At 65.8% G+C, this 22,264-nt stretch carries 22 protein-coding genes; 16 read left to right on the top strand and 6 right to left on the bottom strand.

The window, feature by feature from the left end:
- Positions 1-12 precede the first annotated feature (12 nt).
- Positions 13-510, top strand: coding sequence for a hypothetical protein (locus G6032_RS12390; RefSeq protein WP_165282470.1), 498 nt, complete (start codon positions 13-15; stop codon positions 508-510).
- Between the two features lie 85 nt (positions 511-595).
- On the opposite strand, the gene G6032_RS12385 is transcribed toward G6032_RS12390, so the two are convergent.
- Entirely contained in the window at positions 596-1,672 is a 1,077-nt protein-coding gene (locus G6032_RS12385; RefSeq protein WP_165282469.1) for an NAD/NADP octopine/nopaline dehydrogenase family protein, read from the bottom strand.
- A 114-nt stretch (positions 1,673-1,786) separates the two neighbouring features.
- Here G6032_RS12385 and G6032_RS12380 point away from each other — a divergent pair, with 114 nt between their 5' ends.
- The 4 genes from G6032_RS12380 (at position 1,787) to G6032_RS12365 (ending at position 8,341) form a co-directional block, all read left to right on the top strand.
- Positions 1,787-3,949, top strand: a complete 2,163-nt coding sequence (locus G6032_RS12380; protein ID WP_165282468.1) for a tetratricopeptide repeat protein — start codon at positions 1,787-1,789, stop codon at positions 3,947-3,949.
- 67 nt (positions 3,950-4,016) lie between these two features.
- On the top strand, positions 4,017-5,204 hold the full coding sequence (locus G6032_RS12375) for a helix-turn-helix domain-containing protein (RefSeq protein WP_165282467.1): 1,188 nt from the start codon (positions 4,017-4,019) through the stop codon (positions 5,202-5,204).
- 82 nt (positions 5,205-5,286) lie between these two features.
- Positions 5,287-6,999: a serine hydrolase domain-containing protein gene (locus G6032_RS12370; protein ID WP_165282466.1), complete on the top strand. Its 1,713-nt coding sequence runs from the start codon at positions 5,287-5,289 to the stop codon at positions 6,997-6,999.
- Between the two features lie 136 nt (positions 7,000-7,135).
- Entirely contained in the window at positions 7,136-8,341 is a 1,206-nt protein-coding gene (locus tag G6032_RS12365; RefSeq protein WP_206211972.1) for a S41 family peptidase, read from the top strand.
- A 10-nt stretch (positions 8,342-8,351) separates the two neighbouring features.
- On the opposite strand, the gene G6032_RS12360 is transcribed toward G6032_RS12365, so the two are convergent.
- A complete protein-coding gene (locus G6032_RS12360) occupies positions 8,352-9,077 on the bottom strand; it encodes an adenylate/guanylate cyclase domain-containing protein (RefSeq protein ID WP_165282465.1) in 726 nt (241 codons plus the stop codon).
- A 265-nt stretch (positions 9,078-9,342) separates the two neighbouring features.
- On the opposite strand from G6032_RS12360, the gene G6032_RS12355 reads away from it, so the two are divergent.
- From G6032_RS12355 to G6032_RS12335, 5 genes are read left to right on the top strand one after another with little or no spacing between them, the layout of a single operon-like run.
- Positions 9,343-10,491, top strand: a complete 1,149-nt coding sequence (locus tag G6032_RS12355; protein WP_165282464.1) for a hypothetical protein — start codon at positions 9,343-9,345, stop codon at positions 10,489-10,491.
- Entirely contained in the window at positions 10,475-12,109 is a 1,635-nt protein-coding gene (locus G6032_RS12350) for an ABC transporter ATP-binding protein (RefSeq protein WP_165282463.1), read from the top strand. The genes G6032_RS12355 and G6032_RS12350 overlap by 17 nt, the downstream gene beginning before the upstream one ends.
- Positions 12,110-12,119: 10 nt before the next feature.
- Positions 12,120-12,965 (top strand): alpha/beta hydrolase, encoded by an 846-nt coding sequence (locus tag G6032_RS12345; protein WP_165282462.1) that lies wholly within the window; start codon positions 12,120-12,122, stop codon positions 12,963-12,965.
- The gene (locus G6032_RS12340) at positions 12,923-14,155 is read left to right on the top strand and encodes a porin (RefSeq protein ID WP_165282461.1); all 1,233 of its coding nucleotides are present in this window, start codon (positions 12,923-12,925) and stop codon (positions 14,153-14,155) included. Before G6032_RS12345 ends, G6032_RS12340 begins: the two co-directional genes overlap by 43 nt.
- 10 nt (positions 14,156-14,165) lie before the next feature.
- Positions 14,166-15,107: an aspartyl/asparaginyl beta-hydroxylase domain-containing protein gene (locus G6032_RS12335; protein ID WP_165282460.1), complete on the top strand. Its 942-nt coding sequence runs from the start codon at positions 14,166-14,168 to the stop codon at positions 15,105-15,107.
- Between the two features lie 2 nt (positions 15,108-15,109).
- On the opposite strand, the gene G6032_RS12330 is transcribed toward G6032_RS12335, so the two are convergent.
- A complete protein-coding gene (locus G6032_RS12330) occupies positions 15,110-15,454 on the bottom strand; it encodes a hypothetical protein (RefSeq protein ID WP_165282459.1) in 345 nt (114 codons plus the stop codon).
- Between the two features lie 167 nt (positions 15,455-15,621).
- On the opposite strand from G6032_RS12330, the gene G6032_RS12325 reads away from it, so the two are divergent.
- Positions 15,622-15,993 carry a hypothetical protein gene (locus tag G6032_RS12325; RefSeq protein WP_165282458.1) on the top strand — a complete coding sequence of 124 codons (372 nt, stop codon included), beginning with the start codon at positions 15,622-15,624 and terminating at the stop codon, positions 15,991-15,993.
- Positions 15,994-16,016: 23 nt separating this feature from the next.
- A complete protein-coding gene (locus G6032_RS12320; protein WP_165282457.1) occupies positions 16,017-16,505 on the top strand; it encodes a hypothetical protein in 489 nt (162 codons plus the stop codon).
- A gap of 22 nt (positions 16,506-16,527) precedes the next feature.
- Here G6032_RS12320 and G6032_RS12315 read toward each other — a convergent pair whose 3' ends face one another.
- From G6032_RS12315 to G6032_RS12305, 3 genes are all read right to left on the bottom strand, one after another.
- Complete coding sequence (locus G6032_RS12315; RefSeq protein ID WP_165282456.1) at positions 16,528-17,004, bottom strand: DUF1566 domain-containing protein; 477 nt, start codon at positions 17,002-17,004, stop codon at positions 16,528-16,530.
- 153 nt (positions 17,005-17,157) lie between these two features.
- A complete protein-coding gene (locus G6032_RS12310) occupies positions 17,158-18,024 on the bottom strand; it encodes a DMT family transporter (protein WP_165282455.1) in 867 nt (288 codons plus the stop codon).
- Positions 18,025-18,026: 2 nt separating this feature from the next.
- Entirely contained in the window at positions 18,027-18,209 is a 183-nt protein-coding gene (locus G6032_RS12305) for a hypothetical protein (protein ID WP_165282454.1), read from the bottom strand.
- 277 nt (positions 18,210-18,486) lie between these two features.
- Here G6032_RS12305 and G6032_RS12300 point away from each other — a divergent pair, with 277 nt between their 5' ends.
- The 4 genes from G6032_RS12300 (at position 18,487) to G6032_RS12285 (ending at position 22,227) form a co-directional block, all read left to right on the top strand.
- Positions 18,487-19,617: an AraC family transcriptional regulator gene (locus tag G6032_RS12300; protein WP_165282453.1), complete on the top strand. Its 1,131-nt coding sequence runs from the start codon at positions 18,487-18,489 to the stop codon at positions 19,615-19,617.
- A gap of 39 nt (positions 19,618-19,656) precedes the next feature.
- A complete protein-coding gene (locus tag G6032_RS12295) occupies positions 19,657-21,111 on the top strand; it encodes an amidohydrolase family protein (protein ID WP_165282452.1) in 1,455 nt (484 codons plus the stop codon).
- Positions 21,112-21,220: 109 nt separating this feature from the next.
- A complete protein-coding gene (locus G6032_RS12290) occupies positions 21,221-21,865 on the top strand; it encodes a sigma-70 family RNA polymerase sigma factor (protein ID WP_206211971.1) in 645 nt (214 codons plus the stop codon).
- Positions 21,862-22,227: a DUF6768 family protein gene (locus G6032_RS12285; RefSeq protein WP_165282451.1), complete on the top strand. Its 366-nt coding sequence runs from the start codon at positions 21,862-21,864 to the stop codon at positions 22,225-22,227. The genes G6032_RS12290 and G6032_RS12285 overlap by 4 nt, the downstream gene beginning before the upstream one ends.
- Positions 22,228-22,264: the final 37 nt, after the last annotated feature.

Below are 22,264 nucleotides of genomic sequence, written 5' to 3'. Positions count from 1 at the left end.
GGAAAAGAAAAAATGCGCAGCAAGTTCACGAAACAACTGGTGGCGGCCGCGGGGCTGCTCTCCATGGCAGCCGTCGCAACACTGCCCGCGGCGGCGCAACAGGAGTGTCCGCCGAGCTGCGGCATGGATATCGAGCTGCCGGCGGAAACTGCAAAAGCCCCGGAGATCCCCGGCAGCCAGCAGACGATCATCGCGGTTCGCGGCGCCGCCATGCTGGCGACGGTGAGCGACCGGCGCGGGCGACCCGAAAAGGCAGCGACGAAGCTGGTTTTTCGCAAGGCCGCAGCCGGCGAGCAGGGCGAGCCCTACACGCCCTTCGTGGACCGTCCGGGGCCCAACGGCAAGCCGATCACCGAAGTGGAGCTGAAATCCCCCGGCCGCACGCGGCTGTTCGTGCGCGATGATGAAGAGCACGAGTGTTTCGAGGCGCCCGGCTGCAAATTCGACATCGTCAACGCGGGAGAATCCGAGCGGCCGGTGCTCGATCCCTGGATCATCATCCGGCGGTAACACGCCCGGACTGGCGTAAAGGCCGGCCGAGGCCCGCTCGGAACCGCGGGCCGCGTCCTGGTCGCGTGATCGACCGGAGCGCCTGCTACAGCGACGCGAGCTCCTCGGCCGAGCGATCCGCGATGCCCAGCGACGTCGGCGTGCGCAAGGCCGTGGCACGGTAGTCGCTCGCCATCACGATCGAGGCGACCTGGATGACGGCGTCGATGCCAGGCGTCGGAACGCCGACCTGCTTCGCCAGCTCGGACATGAACACCAGGCCGTAGCCGACGTCCTCGGTGAGATAGCGATGGTCGAGTTGCGGCTGGGCACCGATCCCCCGGAACCCGGGCGCATTGCGGTAGCCGGAGCCGTAATTGGCTTCCAGCATGTAGCCCTGGCGCATGCCCATCTCGGGATCGGGCAGGATCGTAATACCGAGCTTCTTGCCGATCGCGATGCGTTCGTTGTCGAGGGCTTCGATGAGGCGACCGACCGAATCGCTGACACCGTCCTCGTAGAACAGGAAGTCCCCGCCGGTCGTCTCGATGCGCGCGGCATTGCTCAGGGTCACGGCCGGGTGAATGATCGGGTTGGCGTTCTGCAGGCTCGTCTGCAGGACGTTCCCGGCAGGCTCCATCCCCGGATAGACGTCGGCAATGAGTTCCAGGATCCCGCCGGTGTGTCTGCCCGGCAGTGCGGCCAGGAGGTTGCCCGCCTTCAGCTTCAGGAACACACGGATCCTGCCGGGCTCGGTCACGCGCACCGCATAGTGCAACGTCGAAGTTTCCGCGACGCGGATCGATTCATCGTCCAATGCCAGCCCGGCCGCGCGCTTGAAGGCCAGGGCGCCGCCGCAGGAACACGGGCTGACGATCACCGTCTGTCCGGCGCTCAGCTTGCCGGCCACCGCTTTGCCGAACGGCTCGGTGCTGTAGGCCGGGCCGACCACGTAGATCAACTCGGCACCGCGCAACGCCGCGTCGATGTCGTGACCGGAATACGCGATGGGCCCGAAGCCGGAGATGTTGCCCTCGGCGTGGATCCCGCCCTGCGTCGCGATGGCCTCGATGTTGCCGGGGAATTGCTCGAAATCGAACAGCCGGACCTCGTGCCCGTGCGCCGCGCAATCGAATGCGACGGCCGTGCCGCCCGCGCCTGCCCCAAGTACGGTGATCTTCATGCCTACCTCTTCGTCGTGAGTCCTGACCGCACCATGCCATCCTTTTGGCCGGTTCGACAATCAATCCGCGCTGACGCATCATCACGCAAGCACTGCCACCGCGCCGCCTGAGCCATGTCGTTCTTTGCCGAACTGAAACGCCGCAATGTCATCCGCGTGGGCCTGGCCTACGTCGTCGCGGCGTGGGTGGTTATCCAGGTCATGGAGATCGCCGCCGACGCCTTCGAGGCGCCGGCCTGGGTGTTGAAGCTCGTGGTCACGATGTTCGTCATCGGGCTCCTGCCGGCGCTGGTGTTCTCCTGGGTCTATGAGCTGACGCCGGAGGGCCTGAAGCGCGAATCCGAGGTGCGCCCCGAGGAATCGGCGGTGGCGCATACCGCAAAGAAACTCAACCTCGCGGTGATCGTGCTGCTCCTTGCGGCGATGGGCATGTTCCTCGCGGACCGTTTCATGTCTTCGCGCTCAGAGCCGCCGGCCATGGCCTCGCAGCCGCCGGGTGTCGCATCCCAGCGGCCGGCCGTGGCTTCGCAACCGCCGGCCGTGGCTTCTCCGCAGCCGCCGGCCACGACCGTGTCCGCGTCGGGCGAGCCGGCGACACGGGCGGCGTCTCCCGGCGCTGTTGCGGACTCGCTGCCGGAGGACGCCGTGCCGGTGGTGGCGGTGCTGCCGTTCGCCGCGCGCAGCATGGGTGGAGAGGAAGGGCGGTTTCTTGCCGACGGCATCCACGACGACCTGCTGACCCAGCTCGCCAAGCTCGAGATCTTCCGCGTGGTTTCGCGCACCTCGGTGATGGAATATCTCGACACCACCAAGAACATGCGGCAGATCGGCGAGGAACTCGGCGCCGGCCACATCCTCGAGGGCGGATTGCAACAGGCGGGCGGGCGCGTGCGCATCAACGCGCAGCTGATCGACGCCGTCACCGACGAGCACCTGTGGGCCGAGACGTTCGAGCGCGAGCTGACGCCGGACGCGATTTTCGAAATCCAGGCCGAGATCGCGATGGCCATCGCCACTGCGCTGAAAGCGACCCTGAGCGCCGAGGAAGCGGCCCAACTGGCCCAGGCGCCAACCTCCAGCCAGGGCGCCTACGAGGCATTCCTGCAGGCGCGGCTCAACACCTATGTCTATGACCCGGATGCGCGCAAGCTGTCCGTGCGCAAGTTCGAGGACGCCGTCGCCCTCGACCCGGATTTCGCGGAGGCCTGGGGCTGGCTGGGGTTCGCCCGGCTGCTGGAAGCCTGGTCGGACGGCATCACACCGCAGGATGAGCCGCTCATTGCCAGCGCCCGCGAAGCGATCGCGACAGCACGCGAGCTCGAGCCGGGCCTGCCGGAGGCGGATTACGCCGAAGCGCACTACTACTACTGGGTGCAGGCGGATTATGCCGCGGCGCTGCAGTTGATCGAGCCGTTGATCGCGCGCTTCCCCAACAACGGGGACTGGATGGCGTCGCGCGGCTGGTTCAATCGTCGCGCCGGCAACTGGGAGGAGGCGGTGGCCGACCTGACGCGGGCCCTGGAACTGGATCCGCGTAACGGTTTCGTGGCACTGGAACTGGCGAATTTCTACATCCAGCTGCGCCAGTGGGACCAGGCCGTGCCGGCGCTCGAGCATGCGCTGGCCATCAGCGGCGACCGAGACACCTATCTCGGGTACCTCGCACGGCTGCGCCTCGATTGTTGCGGCGAACTCTCAGTGGCGCGCGAATTCGCCAGCCGCCTGCACGACACCGGCCGCGACTCCATGCTCCTGGCCCAACTCCTCCGCGTGGACGGCAAGCCCGGGGAGGCCCTGGCGCTGCTGGAAGGCTACGGGCCGGAGACGTCGGAGCCCGGGCCGGACGAAAACTGGCTGACGGCGATCATCCTGCTGCGGGAGACAGGCGACGAGGAACGGATGCGGGCCGAGGCGGATGCCTACAGGCGACACCTCGAGACCTTCCTTATCGGGCACGAAGAATACTCGCTGGTGCACCGCGACCTGGCGTTCGCGTTCCTTGCCCTGGGGGAACGTGAAAAGGCGCTCTCGCATTTTGCCGACGTGGAGCGGCTCCTGCGGCCCGATGCGGTTCGCTACGCCGAAGCGGACACTTTCTGGGCAGAGACGTTCGCCATGTTCGGCGAGCATGACCTGGCCTTCGAGCATCTCGCGAGCACGCTGGAAAGGCCGGCAGGCATCAGTTGGCACCGGGTGCGGCTGAGCCCCGCCTTCGACGGGATCCGCAACGACCCGCGCTACGCGGCGCTCGAGCAGGAATACCAGGTCGCAGACTGAGCGAGGGTGGGGCGGTGTCCGATGGTCGGCGCCGCTCCAGAGATCTATTTTCTTCGACGCCATCCGGATGCCCGCGTCGATCCTGGAGACGACCATAGACATCACCCTCGGCAACTTTTTCGCCGTGATCTCCACCCTGGTCGGGTTCACCTGCTGCCTGCTGGCGGTCTTTTTGTTTGCCGTGCCGTCGGCCCGCAGGTTACCGAACCGATTGCTTGCCGTTTTCCTGGTCCTGACGGCCATCGAGCTGAGCGCCTGGCTGTGGGTCACGCCGGGGAATGCCGGCGAATGGCTCAATGCTTTGCGGCTGGCGCTCGGGAAACTGCAGATGCCGATCTTCTTCGGCTTTTTCGTGGCCACCTGTTATTCGGACTTCAGGCCAAGGTGGCGCGACACGCTCCATCTCGTCCCCTTCATGGTTGCGCTCGCCATGACATTACCCGGCAGCCAGGTTCCCTTCGCATCCGGATCCACCGCGCTGCACCTTACCGAGCTGGAAAGCCACGTCTTCTGGATCGCGTCGCACGTCCAGTACTACGCGTACATGGTGGCGGTCATCATGGTGCTCGTGCAGTTCCGGAGACTGTTTCACGCGCATCATTCGGGTGACCGCTCGGAGGTCCTGACGTGGCTGACGCAGCTCGCGGCCGTGTCGCTGTTCGCCCACACACTCATCCTGGTCCGCAACGTGTTGCTCTTCACCAGCGCGACCGATGTGGTGCTCGCGTTGCAGGTCATCGGCATCCTGTTGGCGCTCGCCATCACGAGCTGGATTGCGCTCAAGTCGCTGCTTCAGCCCCACCTGTTCAGGGATGTGGACCGGAGGTTGATCGCGCTCACCGGTGGCGCGGACCAGGTGCACCAGAAGGCCGAGGTTCCCAGTCCACAACTGGAGCGCCTGCATGCATTCATGGACGCCGACGAACCCTACTTGGACCCTGGGCTGACGCTGGCCTCGCTGTCTGCCCAGGTGGCCATGACGCCGAGGGATCTCTCGGAGCTCCTCAACCGGTCCCTTGGAGTTCATTTCTTCGATTTCATCAACGGCTACCGGATCGAGAAGGCGCAACACCTGTTGCTGGCCGAGCCGCGGCAGTCTGTCCTGCAAATCCTCTACGCCGTCGGTTTCAACTCCAAGTCCTCGTTCAATACGGCTTTCAAGAAGCACAGCGGCGTCACTCCGAGCGCCTTTCGGGCGCAGCAACCGGCCGCTCCAGGTCCGTACGCGAAAGCACCCCAAGCGTTCGACTTCTAGGAAAAACGTACGATTTCACGAACTCGGTCGCCGGCGGTGGCGAATTCGGGCATCCAGGGCCTCTCAATCGAAGAGGACCCCCATGATGTTTCCAGTCTTGCCCCTGAAATCCACTGTCAGCGCGGTGTTGAGCCTCGCGCTGATCGCTTGCACCGCAACAGGCCCCGGCAGGCCAACGCCGCCCGGTACTGAGGCCCAGCAAGCCATCGAAGCGATCCTGGCGCCCTGGGTGTCCGACAGTGCGCCGGGCGTCGCGGTCGCGGTATCGAAAGACGGCGAAATCGTGTTCGCGCGCGGCGCAGGCATGGCGAACCTGGAGCACGGAGAACCCATCACGCCGGACTCGGTTTTCCAGGTGGCCTCCGTGTCCAAGCAGTTCACCGCGTTCGCGACGCTCCTGCTCGTCTCGGAAGGGAAGATCGGGCTGGATGACGACATCCGGACGTATATTCCCCAGCTCGCTGAACATCCCGTGACGGTCACGATCCGCCACCTGTTGAATCACATGGGCGGCCTTCGGGAAGTGAATACCCTTGCGGCGATGGCGGGGTGGCTGGACGATGACATCCAGACCCACGCACAACTCATGGAACTGGTCACGCGCCAGCGCGGCGTGAATTTCGCAGCAGGTGCGCGGGTCGAATACAGCAACACCGGTTACATGCTGCTCGCCGAAATCGTGTCGCGCGTCTCCGGGATGCCGTTCGAACAGTTCACGAGAGAGCGGATCTTTGCGCCGCTCGGCATGACCAACACGCGCTTCAAGGCGAGCAGGAACGATCTCGTGCGCGGACGGGCCAGTTCGTATTTCCCTGCAACCGACGGGTTCAGGAACGTCGTCGCGGCGGGGGAGAGCACCGGTTCCACCGGCCTCTACACCACGGCCCTGGACCTGTTGAAGTGGACGGAGAACTTCCAGGCCCGGCGGGTCGGCGAAGACATCGTGTTCGATTTGATGGAAAAACGTGCCGCTGCCCTGGACGGCGAAGACGCCACCTTCGCCAAGGGACAGGAACAGCGCCAGTACAAGGGACTCGAGACATGGTCCCACGGCGGGCGCGACGCGGGTTATCGGTCGTTCCTGCTGCGCGTCCCTGCCGAAGGGTTCGCGGTTGCCGTGCTAAGCAACCGGACGGACTTCGACACCGCCAGGCTGGCGTTCGCCGTCGTCGATGCATTCCTCTCGAGTTCACCATTCTATCGCCCCGATGAACCGGAAAATTGGGAACCGGCTTCGTCCGCACAACTGAAAAGCTACGCAGGGCACTACGAAATGTACCCCGGCGTGATTTTCACTATCTCCGCGGACAGCGAAGGACTGAAGTTCGCTGCACTGAACGCGCCGGAAAACGAGTACCAGGTGCTGCCGCAGATCGGCCGGCACAGGTTCCTCGTTTCACCGGCCGCAGACATTTCCATAGCATTCCATGACCCGGTGGAGGGCCAGTCCCCCGGGTTCAGCTACACGATCGGATTGCACGGAACACTGAAAGGGCGCCGCGTGGAACTGGCGCCCTTCGATCCGGCGACCGTCGAGCTCTCGGACTATCTCCGGACCTGCGAGAGCCCCGAGCTCGCTGCGCGCTACGTCTTCAGTATTTCCGGCGACACGCTCTTTGCGAAGCACCCGCGGCGTCCGGCGTTCGCCCTGGCCCCCTACCAGGTCGACGCCTTCACGGGGGAGGGGCCTTTGCAGGAGATCATTTTCACGAGAGATCGGAACGGGAACGTTTCAGGGTTGCGTGCATCAGCCAGTCTTGCCGACGACGTCACGTTCCGATGTACAGCCCGATGAAGAGCCGCTAGCATCCTGCGCCACCAGGGACATGCGCAGCACCGGCGGGGTTGAGATGGAAATGGCTAACAGGTCCGGGCCGGAATGCAACGCGCGTCGTGCCCGTGTCCAGCGGACGATTCGCGGACGCCGTGCATTGCTGGTCACGCTCGCATGCGCGGCACTCGCCGCGTGTACATCGCAGCAAATCGAAAACGGCGACACGGAGCGCCAGGCCGCCGGGCCTGCGGCGGACTCCCCTGAAGACTTGTACCGCGCCGATGCCCTGGCGATCCGACCGCTCATTGAGCAAACCTATGCGTATCTCGAGCGGTTCCCCGGGGGCAGCGTGCCGGTCTCAGCAGCGCTTTCCGAGCAGGCCCGACAAGTCACCGATTTTCGCTCCTTGATCGGCTATGCGGAGCGCGTATTGCTCTCGCTCGCCGACCACCACGCGATCCTCGGCTCATCGCTGTCTGACAGCTGGGCGCTCGTGCCCAGCTATGCGGACCTGTGGATCCTGCAGGAGGATGGCGTCTACGTGGTGGATGCGGTCCGGGCGGGATCGCCCGCAGAGCAGGCGCAGATCATCCGAGGGGACGTGGTCGAGCGGGTCGGCGGCGTTCCGATAGAGACGGCAATCGAGGCGTTCTGGGCGGAGCTCGGACTTCCGGTGACCCCCGAGCGAGCGGCCTTCGCAGCCCGCATCCTGGTGGCCGGCCGGAGGGACCGCCCAAGGCTCGTTGCTTTGCGAACTGGCGAAAGTGTGCGCGAGCTGGAATTGCCGAGCCTGTACCAGGTGCATCGCGACGAGCGGCCGCCTGTCAGTGCGACTGAGCAGGCCGGCGCCCTGGTGATCCGCGTCAATGATTCGCTCGGATCGAATTCGACGATCGCTGCGTTTGACGCCGCGATGTCCATGGCGCAACCGGGGCAGCGGATCGTCATTGATCTGCGCGACACACCCGGCGGGGGCAACACCACCGTGGCCCGGGCGATTCTTGGCTGGTTTGTCGACGCTCCCACGGACTACCAGGTGCACAGCCTGCCGGCGGAAGAGCGGTTCACAGGAATCGCTCGCCAATGGGTCGAGCAGGTCCTGCCAAGACCGGGCAAACGACATGACGGGCCAGTGCAAGTGTGGGTGGGTCGCTGGACCGGCAGCATGGGCGAGGGACTGGCGATCGGTTTTGACGCCATCGGGGCAGAGGTCGCGGGCACGCCGATGGCGGGGCTGCTCGGCGCTATCTATGACCACCCGCTTGAGCACAGCGGTCTCGTGATCAAGCTGCCCACCGAACGCTTGATGGCCGTCGACGGTTTGCCGCGCGAGCGGTTCGTTCCCGGCCAGGCCGCGCCGTGACTCGCCCGGCCTACTGCTGAACGTCAGGCGTCCGCCAGAGCCATTCTTCCCCGTCCACGAAAGACAGGTGCCGGAAGCCCCTCCGGTCGGCCGGCTTCAGTCCCTTGGTGACCGCGGCGCGATCCAGCATGTCCTGCGGAGGCGTGAGCAGGCGGCGGCCGAAACCGGGCAGCAGCGTGCGCAGGTAGCGCTCCGGGTCGGCCTGCAGGGCGCCGACCGTGCTGGCGCACAGGGCGGTCCCGAAGCCGGAGGCGAGCGTCTGCATGCGTGCCGCGCAGTTCAGCGGGTAGCCGACGAAGTCCACTTCGCTGGAAGCGCTGAGGTGCGGCTCGAGCTGGATGCGGATCGCCTCGCCAATGGAAATCCCTACGCCGTAGCCGGTCGGCGCGGCATAGGGCAGTGATTGCGCGAGGGCGGCGTAGCCCTTGTGCAGGGCGAAGGTCGCGTCGAGCGCGCTCACCAGGCAGCGCGGTAAATCCTCGTCGCTCTCCAGCTCCCACAGCAGCACGAAGCCGTCGCCGAGAAACTTCTGGAAGGGTTGCTGGAAGTCGTCGCAAAGCTGCATGACGTAGCCGAACTGCAACTTGACGAGGTCCGCCACGTCGTCGAGCGGTTGTGTCTCGCTCCAGTTCGAGAAGCCGCGCATGTCCGCGAACATCGCCACGATGCGCGAACGGGCGCCGAAGCGCTGGTGGCTGCGGGTCGCCAGGCCTAATGCCGAGGTTCTCTTGTACATGGAGCCTGAAGCCTTGGCTGGATGCGATGACCAGCGCCCATGGATACCACCATCCGGCCGTCACGCCAAGCGCACTGAGTAAGTGGTGATCTCGTAGCGGCAATGCCGGGCAAGACGCGGATCGGGAAGAAGAACACCCGCCGGGCGCCCTTTTTTCGTCCTCGAGTGTTGACAATCCCATATTTGGGTATATTCTCCCCAACTGTAAGGTTCGCGACTCGACGCGCCGCCCCGGAAGAATCCGGCTAACAGGGAGCCCGCCCCCATGACCAGTGAAGCCTTGATCTCGAAAATAGCGCCTGAGCCCTGCCCCGGGGAGGCCGGCACGATCAACCCCGCCGGCGCGGCACGACCGCTCGCCAACGGCCGGCTGGACGCGGCGCGGGCCGCGTTCGTCACGCGACGCGTGGACCTCGGTGACGCACGCACGCTGCTCACGAATGCCGCCCCCCGGGCCGGCGACGTCGTGCTGGCCCGCGTCAAACGCCTGCGCCACCACGCCCGGCTGCAGTTGGCCAACGGCCGCCGCGTGCAGCTCTTTCATGGCGACGAGATCGTGGTCTGCTACGGCGACCGGTATGCGCCCCAGCAGTTCGAGGCTTACGTGCCGGCCACCATCGGCCCGTGCCACCTCGTGGCCTCGGGCGGCGTCGCCGCACACGCGGTGAACTGGCACCAGCGGATCCAGCGCGGCCCGACGGAGATCGAGGTGCTGGGCATACTCGGGGATGCCGAAGGGCGCGCCCTCAACCTCCGTCACTACGCCCTCGACCCGCAGCGGACCGAAGCGCCGCGGCCTCGACTGATCGTGGTGGCCGGGACCTCGATGGACTCCGGCAAGACCACGGCCGGCGCCCACCTGGTGCGCGGACTCAGTCGCGCGGGGCTGCGCGTCGGCGCCGCCAAGGTCACGGGGACCGGCGCCTGCAACGACTACTTCCTGATGCAGGACGCCGGCGCATCGGTCGTGCTGGATTTCACCGACGCAGGGCATGTTTCGACCTATCGTGCCGGCGAACCGGCGATCCGGCGGATCGTCGAGACCCTGAGTGCGGAACTCGGGCGCCATGAGCTGGACGTCGCCGTGCTCGAGGTCGCCGACGGGCTGGTCCAGGCGGAAACCGCGGCACTGCTGAGCGCGGCCTGGTTCCGGCACGCCATCGACGGGGTGGTGTTCTGCGCGCAGGACGCCATGGGCGCGAAGGCCGGCGTGGACTGGCTGGAACAGCGCGGCCACGACGTGCTGGCCGTGTCCGGCGTGCTGACCGCGGCGCCGCTGGCGATGCGGGAGGCGGGTGACCTGGTGCAGCAACCGGTGATCGGTCTTGATGGCCTGTCAGATCGCTATGTCTCCCGTTCCCTCCTGGCCCGCGACGCTCGCGGCGTGGAGCTGCGCAATGCCTGCACCGGCTGAGTCGCTCCCTCTCGACGTCCGCGCGGCGGCGGCCGCCGCGCCCTGGCACTTCGCGGCGCTGCTGGCCAACGCCGTCGCCCAGGCGGCCTGCACCGTGGCGCTCGCACTCGGCGCCCGGGCGGCGATCAATTCCGGGCTGGGCACGGCGACGGTGGCGGTGCTCGTCGCGGCCGCGCTCGGCGGCGCCTGGCTCCGCGGGCGCGAGCGCGTCGACGGCGAGGCGCTCGGCCAGCGCTTCGTGCACGACGTTCGCCTGCGTCTGTTCGACCACCTGCTGGCCGTGCCGGCGCGGGATCTCAGCGAGCGTCCGAAAGGAGGCGCGCTGGTGCGTTTCGTGGGCGACCTGCAGGCGATCAAGTCCTGGATCAGCCGCGGCCTGGCGCAGCTGATCGTGGCGCTGCCGATGCTCGTGGCGTCCGTCGCCGTGCTGGGCTGGATGGACCCGGTCCTCGGCATCACGGCGGCCGCCCTGGTGATCGCCGGCGCGATCGGCGCCGCTCTCCTGGCGCGCCCGCTGGCGGACGCCAACCGCGAACTCCGTAACCGCCGCGGCCAGCTGGCACGTTTCGTCACCGAGATGATGGGCGCGGCCCCCTCGGTGCAGGCGCACGGCAAGGAGCTGCGCGAGCAGCGGCGTCTCGATACGCGCGGTGAAAAGGTCATCGAGGCCGCCTGTGACCGGGCCGTGCTCGTCGGGCGGGCACGAAGCCTGGTGCAGCTGCTCGGCTCGGGCGCCCTGCTGGCCGTGCTCATCATTGGCGCTGCGCGACTGCAGGCCGGCGAGATGGTGGCCGCACTCACGATCGTCGCCTGGCTCACGACACCGATCCGGGATCTCGGGCGGGTGTTCGAATACTGGCAGGCCGCAGCGGTCGCCCGGGAGCGGATCAGCGCGTTCTTTCGCTGGCCGCAGCTTCCCGGCGTGCGCAACGGCCGGCGGCTGCGCCGGCCCGGCGGCGAACTCCGCTACGAAGGCGTGGTGGCCTGCCCGGGCGGCACGCCCATCGACCTGGCCCTCGAGCCCGGCAGCGTCACCGTCGTCACCGGCCCGAACGGCTGCGGCAAGAGCTCGCTGCTCGCGGTCACGGCCCGCCTGCAGGCGCCGCTGGCCGGCCGGGTACGGCTCGGCGGCCAGGACCTTGCCCAGGTGCGCAACCGCGACCTGAGACAACACATCGCGATCGTCGGCCCGGATCTCCCGCTCATCCGCGGTTCGGTGCGTCGCAATGCGAGTTATCGCAGTCGTGGCATGACGGCGGAGGCGTTCCGTACGCTGATGGGGCGCTGCCGGCTGGAACATCTCGTCGAGAACGACAGCGACTCGCCGGCCCGCATCGCGGAGGCCGGCCTCAACCTGTCCAGCGGGGAACGCCAGCGCCTGGCACTGGCTCGCGCGCTGTGGCCCGAACCCAGCGTGCTGCTGCTGGACGAGATCGACAATCACCTGGATCCCGAGAGCCTCGAGGTGCTGCGCGGCGTCATTGCCACCTTCCCGGGCACGGTCATCGTCGTCACCCACGACCCGCGCCTGCTGGATGCGGCAGAGCGCGTGGTGGAACTGGGCGCGGACGGGGCCGTGGTCAGCGACCGCCGCCGGCCGGCGGCGGACGTGGCCTAGGAGGCGCTGCATGACCCGCTCATCAGTCCCGGCCGGCGCCCCGGTCAAGCATCGCCTGGCAACCGATCACCGCACCCGCTACCTGCGGTTCGTGCCGGGCAACCCGGATCCGCAACGTCCCCCCTTGGTTTGCGTACACGGCATCAGTCGCGATGCGGAGGGCCACCTGGAAGCATTCATCGACTGGGCCGAGCGGACCGGCACCGAGCTGCTGGCGCCCCTGTTCGATCGCCGACGTTACCGCGGCTACCAGCGGCTCAGGTCCTCCAACCGCACGCTGCACCCCGTGGCAGCGCTGGACGCGATGCTGGATGAGACCGTCGGTGACCGGCCTTGCCTGTTGTACGGATTCTCGGGCGGTGCCCAGTTCGCCCACCGGTATGCACTGGTGCGGCCGGAGCGTGTCGCGGGCGTCGCCCTGGCTGCGGCCGGCTGGTACACCTTCCCGACCGTCGCGGCGAGCTTCCCCTACGGACTCTCGCCCGGGCGCCTGCCGGCCTCGCTCGCGATCGACTTCCCGGCCTTTCTGCAATTGCCGAAATGCGTGCTCGTCGGCGACCGGGACGTGGAGCGCGACCCGGCGCTGCGTTCCAACCGGGTACTGGACCGTGAGCAGGGCGACAACCGTCTCGCCCGCGCCACCGCCTGGGTGGCCGCGCTCGAGCGCGCCGCCAGCAAGGCCGGGCAGGCCTCCGCCTGTCGGCTGGTCGTCGTACCGGAGGCGGGCCATGACTGGCAGGAATGTTACGCGCAGGGGCGCATGCACGAGCATGTCGCCCGCTTCTTCGACGACGTCTGCAATGCAGGGCAGCCATGCAAACCGGTCGCAGACGCGACCAGCGTCGCCGCCCCCTGATCACCTATGCCGAACACATGGAGATGATGATGCAAAGTCCCTGGAATCGTTACCTGATGATCGCTGCTCTCGCCCTGGCGCCCGCGGTGGCCAGCCAGGCGGCGGAGACTTCGTTCACGCTCGACGACGGCGCGATGATGGAGTGGGATGACGATCGCTACGTGCGGCTCGGCGGACGCATCCACTATGACGTGGCGCGCTACAGCGACGACGTCACCTTGCTCGAGGACGACCAGGACTTCCGCCGCGCACGCCTGATATTGCGCGCCGGCTATGACGACTGGCAATTCCGGGCCGACTACGACCTGGGCTTGGTGGACGGTTGGCGCAGTCTTTACGTCCGCTACGGCGGCTGGAAGCGCGTGCGCGTCACGGTCGGCAACCAGGTGGCGCCGTTTTCGCTGGATGAGCTCTCGAGTTCCAACGATCTCGCCTTGATGGAGCGCTCTCTCGCCTCGGCGTTGAGTCCTGCGATGCTCACGGGTGCCTCGGCCAGGACCTGGGGCAGCAACTGGAGCGCGACGGCGGGCGTGTTCGGCAACGAGCTCAGCGATCTCGACCGGCGCGCTGTCGACGGCAACTCGATCATCGGCCGCTTCACCTATGCGCCGATACGCAAGAGGCGCCAGGTACTGCACTTCGGTATTGCCCACGAGTACCGCTCGGTCGATTCCAATGCCGATGTGCGTATCCGCGCGCGCCCCGAATCCCGCCTTGCGAACGAACGGCTGGTTGACACCCGCTCCCTCGCCGGCATCGACAGCCTCTCCACCACCGGGCTGGAAGTGATGGGCATCCTCGACAACGTGCGGCTGCAGGGCGAGTACATGTTCATGAGCCTGGACGGTGGATCCGAGGCGGCGGACTTCAGCGGCGGCTATGCCCAGGCGAGCTGGCTGGTCACCGGGGAGCGCTATCGCTACAGCCGTTCACGCGGCGTGCCGACGGCCGTGCGGCCGAAAGGCGACTGGGGTGCGCTCGAATTCTCCCTGCGCTACAGCATGCTCGACCTGGACGACGGCGTCGTGACGGGCGGCGAGCAGACCCAGGTCACGGCGGCCGTGTCGCTGTACTGGAACGAGCACCTGCGGACCAGCCTCAACTACAGCCGCTACGACGCCGCGCCGAACCGGGACGGCATCGACGAGGACGGCTCGATCCTGATGTTCCGCTTCCAGGCAGCCTTGTAGGAGAACGGTCATGGTGCATTTCCGTCGCATCCGTACCGGCGTCGATCTCGAGCCCCTGCGGCTGGAACTGGGGCGTCACTCGAGCGCATGGGATCTCCAGGTCGGCCGCCAGCTCACGGCGCCGGCGCAGCGTGACACCAACGCGATCCCGCTCCGGGGCCTGCGGCGATCCTGCATCCGCGGGCGCCGCCGGCGGGACGTGCACGAGAGCCGCTGGACGTCGTTGTCCGCGAAGTTTTCCGCGACCGTCGCCTTCATCGAGGCGTTCGCAGCCGAGCAGGGTGCCACGCCGGGCCGCGCGCGTTTCGCCTGCCTGCCGGCCGGCAAAACCGTGTTGCCGCACGTGGATCGCGGCGAATATTACCGGCTGCGGGACCGTTACCACCTGGTGATCCGGAGCGAGAAGGGCAGCGTGCTCAACGCGGGTGGCGAATCGGTGCGGATGCGCGAGGGCGAGCTCTGGTGGTTCGACAACAAGGCCCTGCATGACGCCTGCAACGACTCCGGCGCGGACCGGATTCACCTGATCTTCGACCTGCTGCCGGCCGATGCGGAACCGTCGGCGCTGTTCGATGACCCGGGCCAGCTCCTGGAAACGGAGCTGGCGGCGCGCGAACGACGGTGGGTCGAGGAGGTCGCCCGTGCCGTCACGCTTTATGTCGCGGCACGGGGTAACCCGGAGCGCTGGGCGGGGACGCTCAGCGACGCGGGCTTGCTGGAGTTCGCGCGAAAGAAGCCCATTGGGGCGCTTGCGCGGTTGTTCTGGCCCGGTCTCGGCGGTCCCGGGCTGGCACGACTGGAATCGGCCATCGGCTGGGCACTGGGGCTGCTGGACATCGAGCGGATCCGGCCCGAAGAGATCACCGAGGCGATCAGCGAGGCCGGCGGGCTCGATGCGGTGCACCGCGCCTGGCAGGCGGACCGCGACCGCGCAATCTACGGGTTTCGGTAGGCTCAGGCCGCCCGGCGCGCGGCGATGAACGACTGCACCATCAGCGCGAGCAGCCCGCCGCACAGCACCAGCATACCGATGTTCACCGTCAGCGCGAGCGGGCTCATCTGCGCCGCCCGGATGACGAGCGTCGCGGCCGGGGCCAGCGCGCCGAGCAGCGCGACCACGGCGGCGACGTGCATCAGGTGCCGTCGTCCGCCTTCGAAGGCGAGTGCGAGCCCGCCGAGGATCCCGATCACGAGGCCGGCGTAGGCCGGCAGCAGCGCGGTCCGGCTGCCGGAGAAGAGGAACGCGCCGACGCCGAGAGCGATCAGCAGGGCAGCGAACAGGACAGTCAGTTTAGGCATCGTCGGGTTCCCAGGATGATTGATGGCGTCGAGCGGGAGCGGGTCAAAAGATGGATAGACGATACCCATAAAGCGACGCTTCTGAAAGCGCTGGCGGTATCGTAGCCAACTCGACCGGAATTCTTGGTAGGATCGGAATCACCTTCCCAAGCTTCGCTGGTACGCCGATGAAACGCTCACTTCTGAAAGGATTCCTGCTCCTGGTGCTGGCCGCGAGCGCGGTTCCCGTTCTCGCGCATCATGGCTGGTCGGGCAATAGCGCCGGCGAGGTCGAAGTGACGGGTACGGTGGTGACCGGCGTCAGGCTGGCCGGTGCGCATGGCACGATGCAGATCAAGGATGCGGACGGGAATACCTGGGACATCACGCTGGCGCCGGGGCCGCGTACCCATCGCGCCGGCCTGCGCGAAGACATCATTCCGGTCGGCGCCGAGGTGACGGTGTTCGGTGAGCGCAACGAGGATCCGGAGGTCTTCGAGGCCAAGGTCCGGCGCGTGGTCTGGAAAGACCAGGTGTTCGACGTCTACCCGCCCGAGTAAGTTGGACATCCGGGGCGTCGCCCATGCTTGAGGTGATGACCTGGCTGGAAAGCTCGGCGCTGGCCGGGTTCCTGCGCGGCCTGGGCATCTGGACCTACGGCCTGCTCAACCTGGCCCACATCATCGGCATCAGCAGCCTGTTCGGCGCCGTGCTGTTGCTGGACCTGAAACTGCTGGGACTCTGGCGTTCGATTCCCGCAGTCAGCCTGATCCGGCCCACGGTCCCGCTGGCCGCGTTCGGCTTCGTGCTCGCTGCAATCAGCGGCATCATGATGCTGTCGTTCAACACGACCGAATACCACGGCAATCCGTTCTTATACATCAAGCTGCCGGTCATCGTGCTCGGACTGTTGAACGTCGCGATCATCCAGCGTCTTGCGGCCTGGCGACGGGCCGCAGCGGGGCTGCGGTCCGAACCCGGCGACCAGAGGATTCTCGCGAGCTTCGGCAGTCTTTCCCTGCTGACCTGGCTGACCGTGATCAGCTGCGGCCGGATGATCGGCTACTGGTGAGTCCGGCCGGGAATGGCGCGGCCTATTCCGCGGCGCCCTCGACATCGCGCGTACACAGCGCGCGACCATCATCGAAAATATGCACGGCGTAGTAGGGAAAACCGCCGTCGAACATGAATCCCCAGTGATACATCTCCGGTCGTCCCGCGATCTCGTCGCCGTCCTCGGCCGGACGATCGACCAGCGATTCGCTGCTCCACAAACAACAGCTTCCGATGACGAAGGGACTGCGGATGCCTTCTCCGCCCTCACCGTCCGCATCGTGCAGCCCTGCCAGTTCCGCCAGCGTGGGCAGGCGCCAGTCATCGTGGCCGGCCAGCGAGAGCGCTGCACAGTATTCGACGGCCTCGGGCCACTTGATGTCTTCGCCGCTGCTCGCGGGCGCCCATTCCAGGCCGTCGAGCGTGATTGTTCGGGCGGCAGCCTCCTGCTCGACTTCAGCATGGACCGGCATGGCGATCGAAGCGCCGACCGACACGGCAACCGAGAGCGCAATCACCTTCAGGATTCCGATAGACGAACTTTGATGATGAATGCGCATGGCGTTTCCCCGCTCGATGATCATGATTTGCCGTCCGGCATGGTTCGGGATTCTGCCAGAATGCGATGCCCAGGGGGCAGCAGGGGAAAACCGCCCGGTCCGGCGCGGCGCTCAAACTCGCCGGCCCAGCCACAGCAGCGCAACGAGCACCAGCGCGAAGCCGGCCCACTGCCAGGCATGCAGTGAAACCCCGAGCAACGCGGCCTCGGCGGCCAGGGTCAGCACCGGCGCAAGCGCGACCAGGCTCGCGGCCAGCGAGGCCTCTGTGCGGTCGAACACCTGGTAGAGAGCCACCGCAAAGACGCCCATGCACACGCCGCCCAGCAACAGCCAGTGCCATGCTGCGTGCAAGGTGTTGCCGAGGTCGGCGAGGGCCCACGGCAGCGCCAGCGCGAGAATGAGCACCCCGCCCACGGCGCGACCGGCGGCCACCACTTCCGGTGGCTGGTCGACCAGGTTTTTCTTCGCGATCACGTCCGCCAGGCCGATCATGGGGAGGGTGGTCAGCAACAGCCAGAACGGCCAGTTCAGCATCGACAGTCCCGCGCCCGGCTCGATGTTCATCAAGACGAGGCCGGTGCAGACCAGTGCGATGAGCACGTAGCTCAACGGCCCGAGGCGTTCGCCGAGCAGGAACCGGGCCGCCAGCGCGGTCGCGGCCGGGTAGGCCGACTGGAACAGTGCACGGTTCGACGCGCTGGTCTCCGTCATGGCCAGGATCCCGAACAGCGGGACCAGGCCGGAACCGAGCGCACCGACCAGCAGCAGGGCCATGCGCTGGCGCCACGGCATGCGCGGCAATCTGCGCGCCTTGTCGCGCACCAGCATCCAGCCGCAGACCAGCAAGGCCGCGACCAGGGCCGTGACCAGTGCCACCGGCAACGTGGAGCCGCCGACCGACAACGCCATCTTCATGGCCAGCGGGGCAAACGCCAGTGCAAGCACGGCCGCCAGCGTCCAGCTCCAGAAGGAAAACATGATCAGGCGCTGCCCGGATTGTGGAGAACGAGTCCGCTCAGCATGACGGCGAGACAGGTCCGGTTCGCTTTCCAGAAGAAGCCGATCGATGTTTTGGCTGCTTCTCCGTACAGCGCCCAAAAATCCACGTTGGCGCTGGCCGACGCATTCAATAAAAGGGTCAACTGCCTCGCCAGGTCACGCATCGTGTCGGGCCTCCCACGTCAGGCTCCCTATTCTTCCACAAGCAGGTCGCGATGCTTAAGGCCTCGAGATTCGCGCTTATACTCCAGTCAAGGTCGAGCAAGAACCAGCAAGGCGCGTTCAAGTACAGGCGGTCACTCGCCATCACGTTCAGCATCTTCAGAACGATAATGAAACACATCTTGGCCAGCCCGAGGAACAATCGATGCCTGTCGTGTGCGGCGGGCGATCGAGCGGTCCTTGAGTCAACGACAACATGGACCGGCCCCACTGCTGATCATGTTTGAGTCCATCTCAAACGCCGCAGCGGCCGACTCGCTGATTTCGCCGCTGATTTCGCCACTGGTTTTACTTCCGGTGAATGTGCTGCAGGTCACTGTCATCTTTGGCAGTTTGCTGATGGCTGCGATGATCTGGCCGCAACCGCGCCTACGTGGGCTGTTATTGTTGCTGGGAATGAACAGCGGGCTGATGTTGTTCAATCTTCTGGAAGAAACCGGCATCACTCGCCACGTGCTAATGGTCACGCCGGCTTTCAGCCTGCTCATCGGGCCGGCTTGTTATCTGTTGGTTCGCCAGCTGGCATTTTCTGATGCGCAACTTCGATGGCGTGATGGCAGACATGCCATACCTGCCGTGCTGTTGTTGCCCCTGGCTGGGCAAGTACAGCTGGTGTTGGCACTGGGTACCGCAAGCCAGCTGATCTATCTGGCGGTAGCCGCGCACCTATTGTGGCAATACCAACAGAAGCTACGCTCCGAACGGTCCGATGCCGATCGGCTGGGCCTTCAATGGCTGATCTGGCTGCTACTGGCGCTGGCCGGCTTGTTGCTGGCTGACCTGGTCCGGCTGAATCTACAGCCCTATTTGCCTTATGAACTCCGTAACCAGTGGTATTTCCTGCAGCAGTTGCTGGTTTTCGCCTTGATTTGCCTGCTGGTATTGCGCGCCAGCCGGCAGCAGGAGTTTTTCGACGGGCTCGATACGAATGCGGCGGTGGCCGAGAGCACGACCACGGCTACGGATGCCCGGGCGCGGGCGGTGTTCATGGAACTGGCTGAACTGATCGAACAGCAGCAGTTGTATCTGCAACCCCGGCTGGCGGTGGCCGACCTGGCGGAACTGACCGGTTTGGGGACTAAAGATGTGTCCTGGGCCATCAATCGGGGAGCCGGCATCAGTTTTTGTGATTACATCAATCAACTCAGGTTGGCGCATGTGCAGCGAGAGCTGCAGTTGCCCGGCCGAACGCCCATTCTGGAAATCGCTTTTGCCGCCGGTTTTAATTCCAAGTCCACTTTCAATACGCTGTTCAAAGCCAGTACCGGCCTGACGCCAAGCCAATATCAGCGCCAGCAAGTGCAAAATCCGGATACCGGACGAAAAAAAGCAGCAAGACGGCCAAGGTGATGACATCTTTCCAAGATGTCAGACCGGTCAGGTAAAAAAATGCAGAACACGAGATTCACGAGGACCGGAAAGGCCGGCGTCGCGATCGCGATAATCTTTACCATAGCGCTCGCCTGGCTGTGGCAGATCGTGACTGATTTTCCGCAGGCGCTCGAACCGGCGCAGCATAAACCTGCCGGCGTGCTGATCGACAACGTTCGGCTGATCTCGATGATCCCTGGGGCGCCGGATGTCGAAGATGCACGGTCCGTGCTGGTCATCGGGGATCGCATCGTCCAGGTGGGCGCCGCCGGGGAATTATCGGCTCCGGAAGGCGTGCGCATCGTCAACGCCCGCGGACTCAGTCTCATGCCGGGGCTGATCGATGCACATATCCATCTTAGTGACGAGGCGGAGTTGGCAGGCTATCTTGCTCACGGGGTTACCGGCCTGCGTAACGTGTCGGGCTACCCATTCCATTTGCGCCTCTCCGAGCGCATTGCGGAGGGGCTGATTCTCAGCCCGGACTTTATTACCACTGGTCCGATACTCAACAGCCCTGGACCGAATGAAAACCTCCTTCAGCAGACCGTCGCGACGGCCGCTGAGGCGCGCGCCGCCGTGCGTGCTCAATATGACGCGGGATATCGCAGGCTGAAGCTGTACTCGAATCTGAGTCGCGATGCCTTCGACGCCATTCTCGACGAGGCCGCCGTGCTCGGCATGCGAATTATGGGCCATTCGCCAGAAGGGCGGCGTAGCGCCGGGATGCCTCGCGACAAGCCTTTCGAAATCCCGTGGGAAGCTTCGCTAGGGCGGGGTTTCACGACATTCGAGCATGTCGAAACACTCGTCTGGCACAGTCTTCGTGGTCGGCTGGATGAGAACCAGATGCGTGAGGTGGCTGCCAGGTTAGCGGCGTCGGGCGAAGCGGTGACACCCACGCTACTTGCTCACAAGCGATTGGTGCTGATTGCAGAGACCAGGGGCGCATACCTGGATCGCCCCGGCTCCGACACCATCAACCCGCTGATACGTATTGCACAGCGTGCCGAAGCGAGGTTCTGGAGCGAGGCCGATCCGTCGGCTTACGAGGGGCCACGCGCCGACTTCTATCTTACGGCCACTCGATTGCTGCACGAGGCAGGCGTCCCCCTGGTCGCGGGAACCGACGCAGGAGTATTCGCTGTGATACCGGGGGCATCCATGGCCCGGGAGCTGGAGCTCATGGTCGAGGCAGGGCTTTCCCCGCACCAGGCGCTGGCATCAGCCACGCGGACAAGCGCACAGACTTTGGGGTTTGAGCAAACCGGAATGATTGCACCGGGCTACCGCGCCAATCTCGTGTTACTTCGCGACGATCCGTTGACTCGGATCAGTGCGGTTGAATTCCCGGCCGCCGTGATGCTCGGCGGGTACTGGATGGATGAAGTGATACTTGAAGAATTAAGACAAGCTGCCCGCGACACTTCTCTTATCCGCGCGGCCTGGCGAGCGCTGCAAATGAAGCTCTGAGGCGTAAGCTGTCACTTCCCGCCCTGGCCTCCCTGAATTTATTCGCCGTTCAACAAGTTTCTCCCGCCACCGTTGAACCGTTTCCCTCTCCACGAACACCCTAAGACTGTTGACGGTTATTTTCGGCGCTGGTGCAACGATCCCCGCCGTCAGAAAGGCTGCTGACAGCTGGCAGGCTGGCGCTCAACCAGGGGAGGAACACGTGCGGACAGACCAATCCATTGCGCTCGATCACTACCTGGTGACCGTGGCCCGCACGGGAGACAGAAGCGCACTGGGCCAGTTGGCGCAGCGTTGGCAGCCGAAGTTGCTGAAGCACGCCTGGCGTCTATTGGGCGAGGAAGAGCCGGCGCGCGAGGCGACCCAGGAGGCCTGGCTGGAGATCCTGCGTGGGTTGTCCGGTCTTCGCGAAGCACGCGCCTTTCCCGCATGGGCCTATCGGATCGTCTCGCGCCGCTGCGCCGGCAGTATCCGTCAAGCACAAGGCCGACGCCGGCGGGATGTTGCCGAGACTTTCGATGACGTGGCGTCAACCACTGCATCACCCGAGCAGGGCGCTTCAGCCGCTGAGTTGCATGCGCTGCTGGACGGCTTGCCGGCCCACCATCGCGCCACGCTGGCGCTGTTCTACCTGGAAGGCCTGACGGTGACAGAGATCGCCGCCGCGCTCGAAATTGCGCCGGGCACTGTGAAGACCCGGCTGATGCATGCGCGCCATCGCATGCGCGTTCTTTTGCAAGGAGAATCACCATGAGCAATGTTGATGACATGATCCGCAAGACTCTTGAGGAGCAGGACCGCGCCGCCTGGACGGAGCTGGGCGACGAGCCCGGGTACCTGCGCCAGGCCTTCGGCCTGTTTCGCGGCCGGCTGGGCTGGGTGTTGTGGACGGTCATGGTCGTCCAGCTGTCGCTGTTCGGCGCCGCCGTCTGGGCAGCTTTCCAGCTGATGGCTGCCGGCGATCCTGTCCAGGCCGTGCAATGGGGCGTCCTGGTGGTGGTGCTGGTCCAGGTCAGTACCTTCCTGCGCGGCTTCATGGGCAGCCACTTCGAGGCCAACCGCATCCTGCGCGAACTGGCGCTGGTCCAGTTGAAGCTGTCGAGCAAGGCGGACTAGCGCGGTCATGTCGCCAGGCGCTCTGCTAGACTGGCCG

The organism is Wenzhouxiangella sp. XN24 (assembly GCF_011064545.1).
Lineage (GTDB): Bacteria > Pseudomonadota > Gammaproteobacteria > Steroidobacterales > XN24 > XN24.
This window is presented reverse-complemented; position numbering and strand designations above follow the sequence as displayed.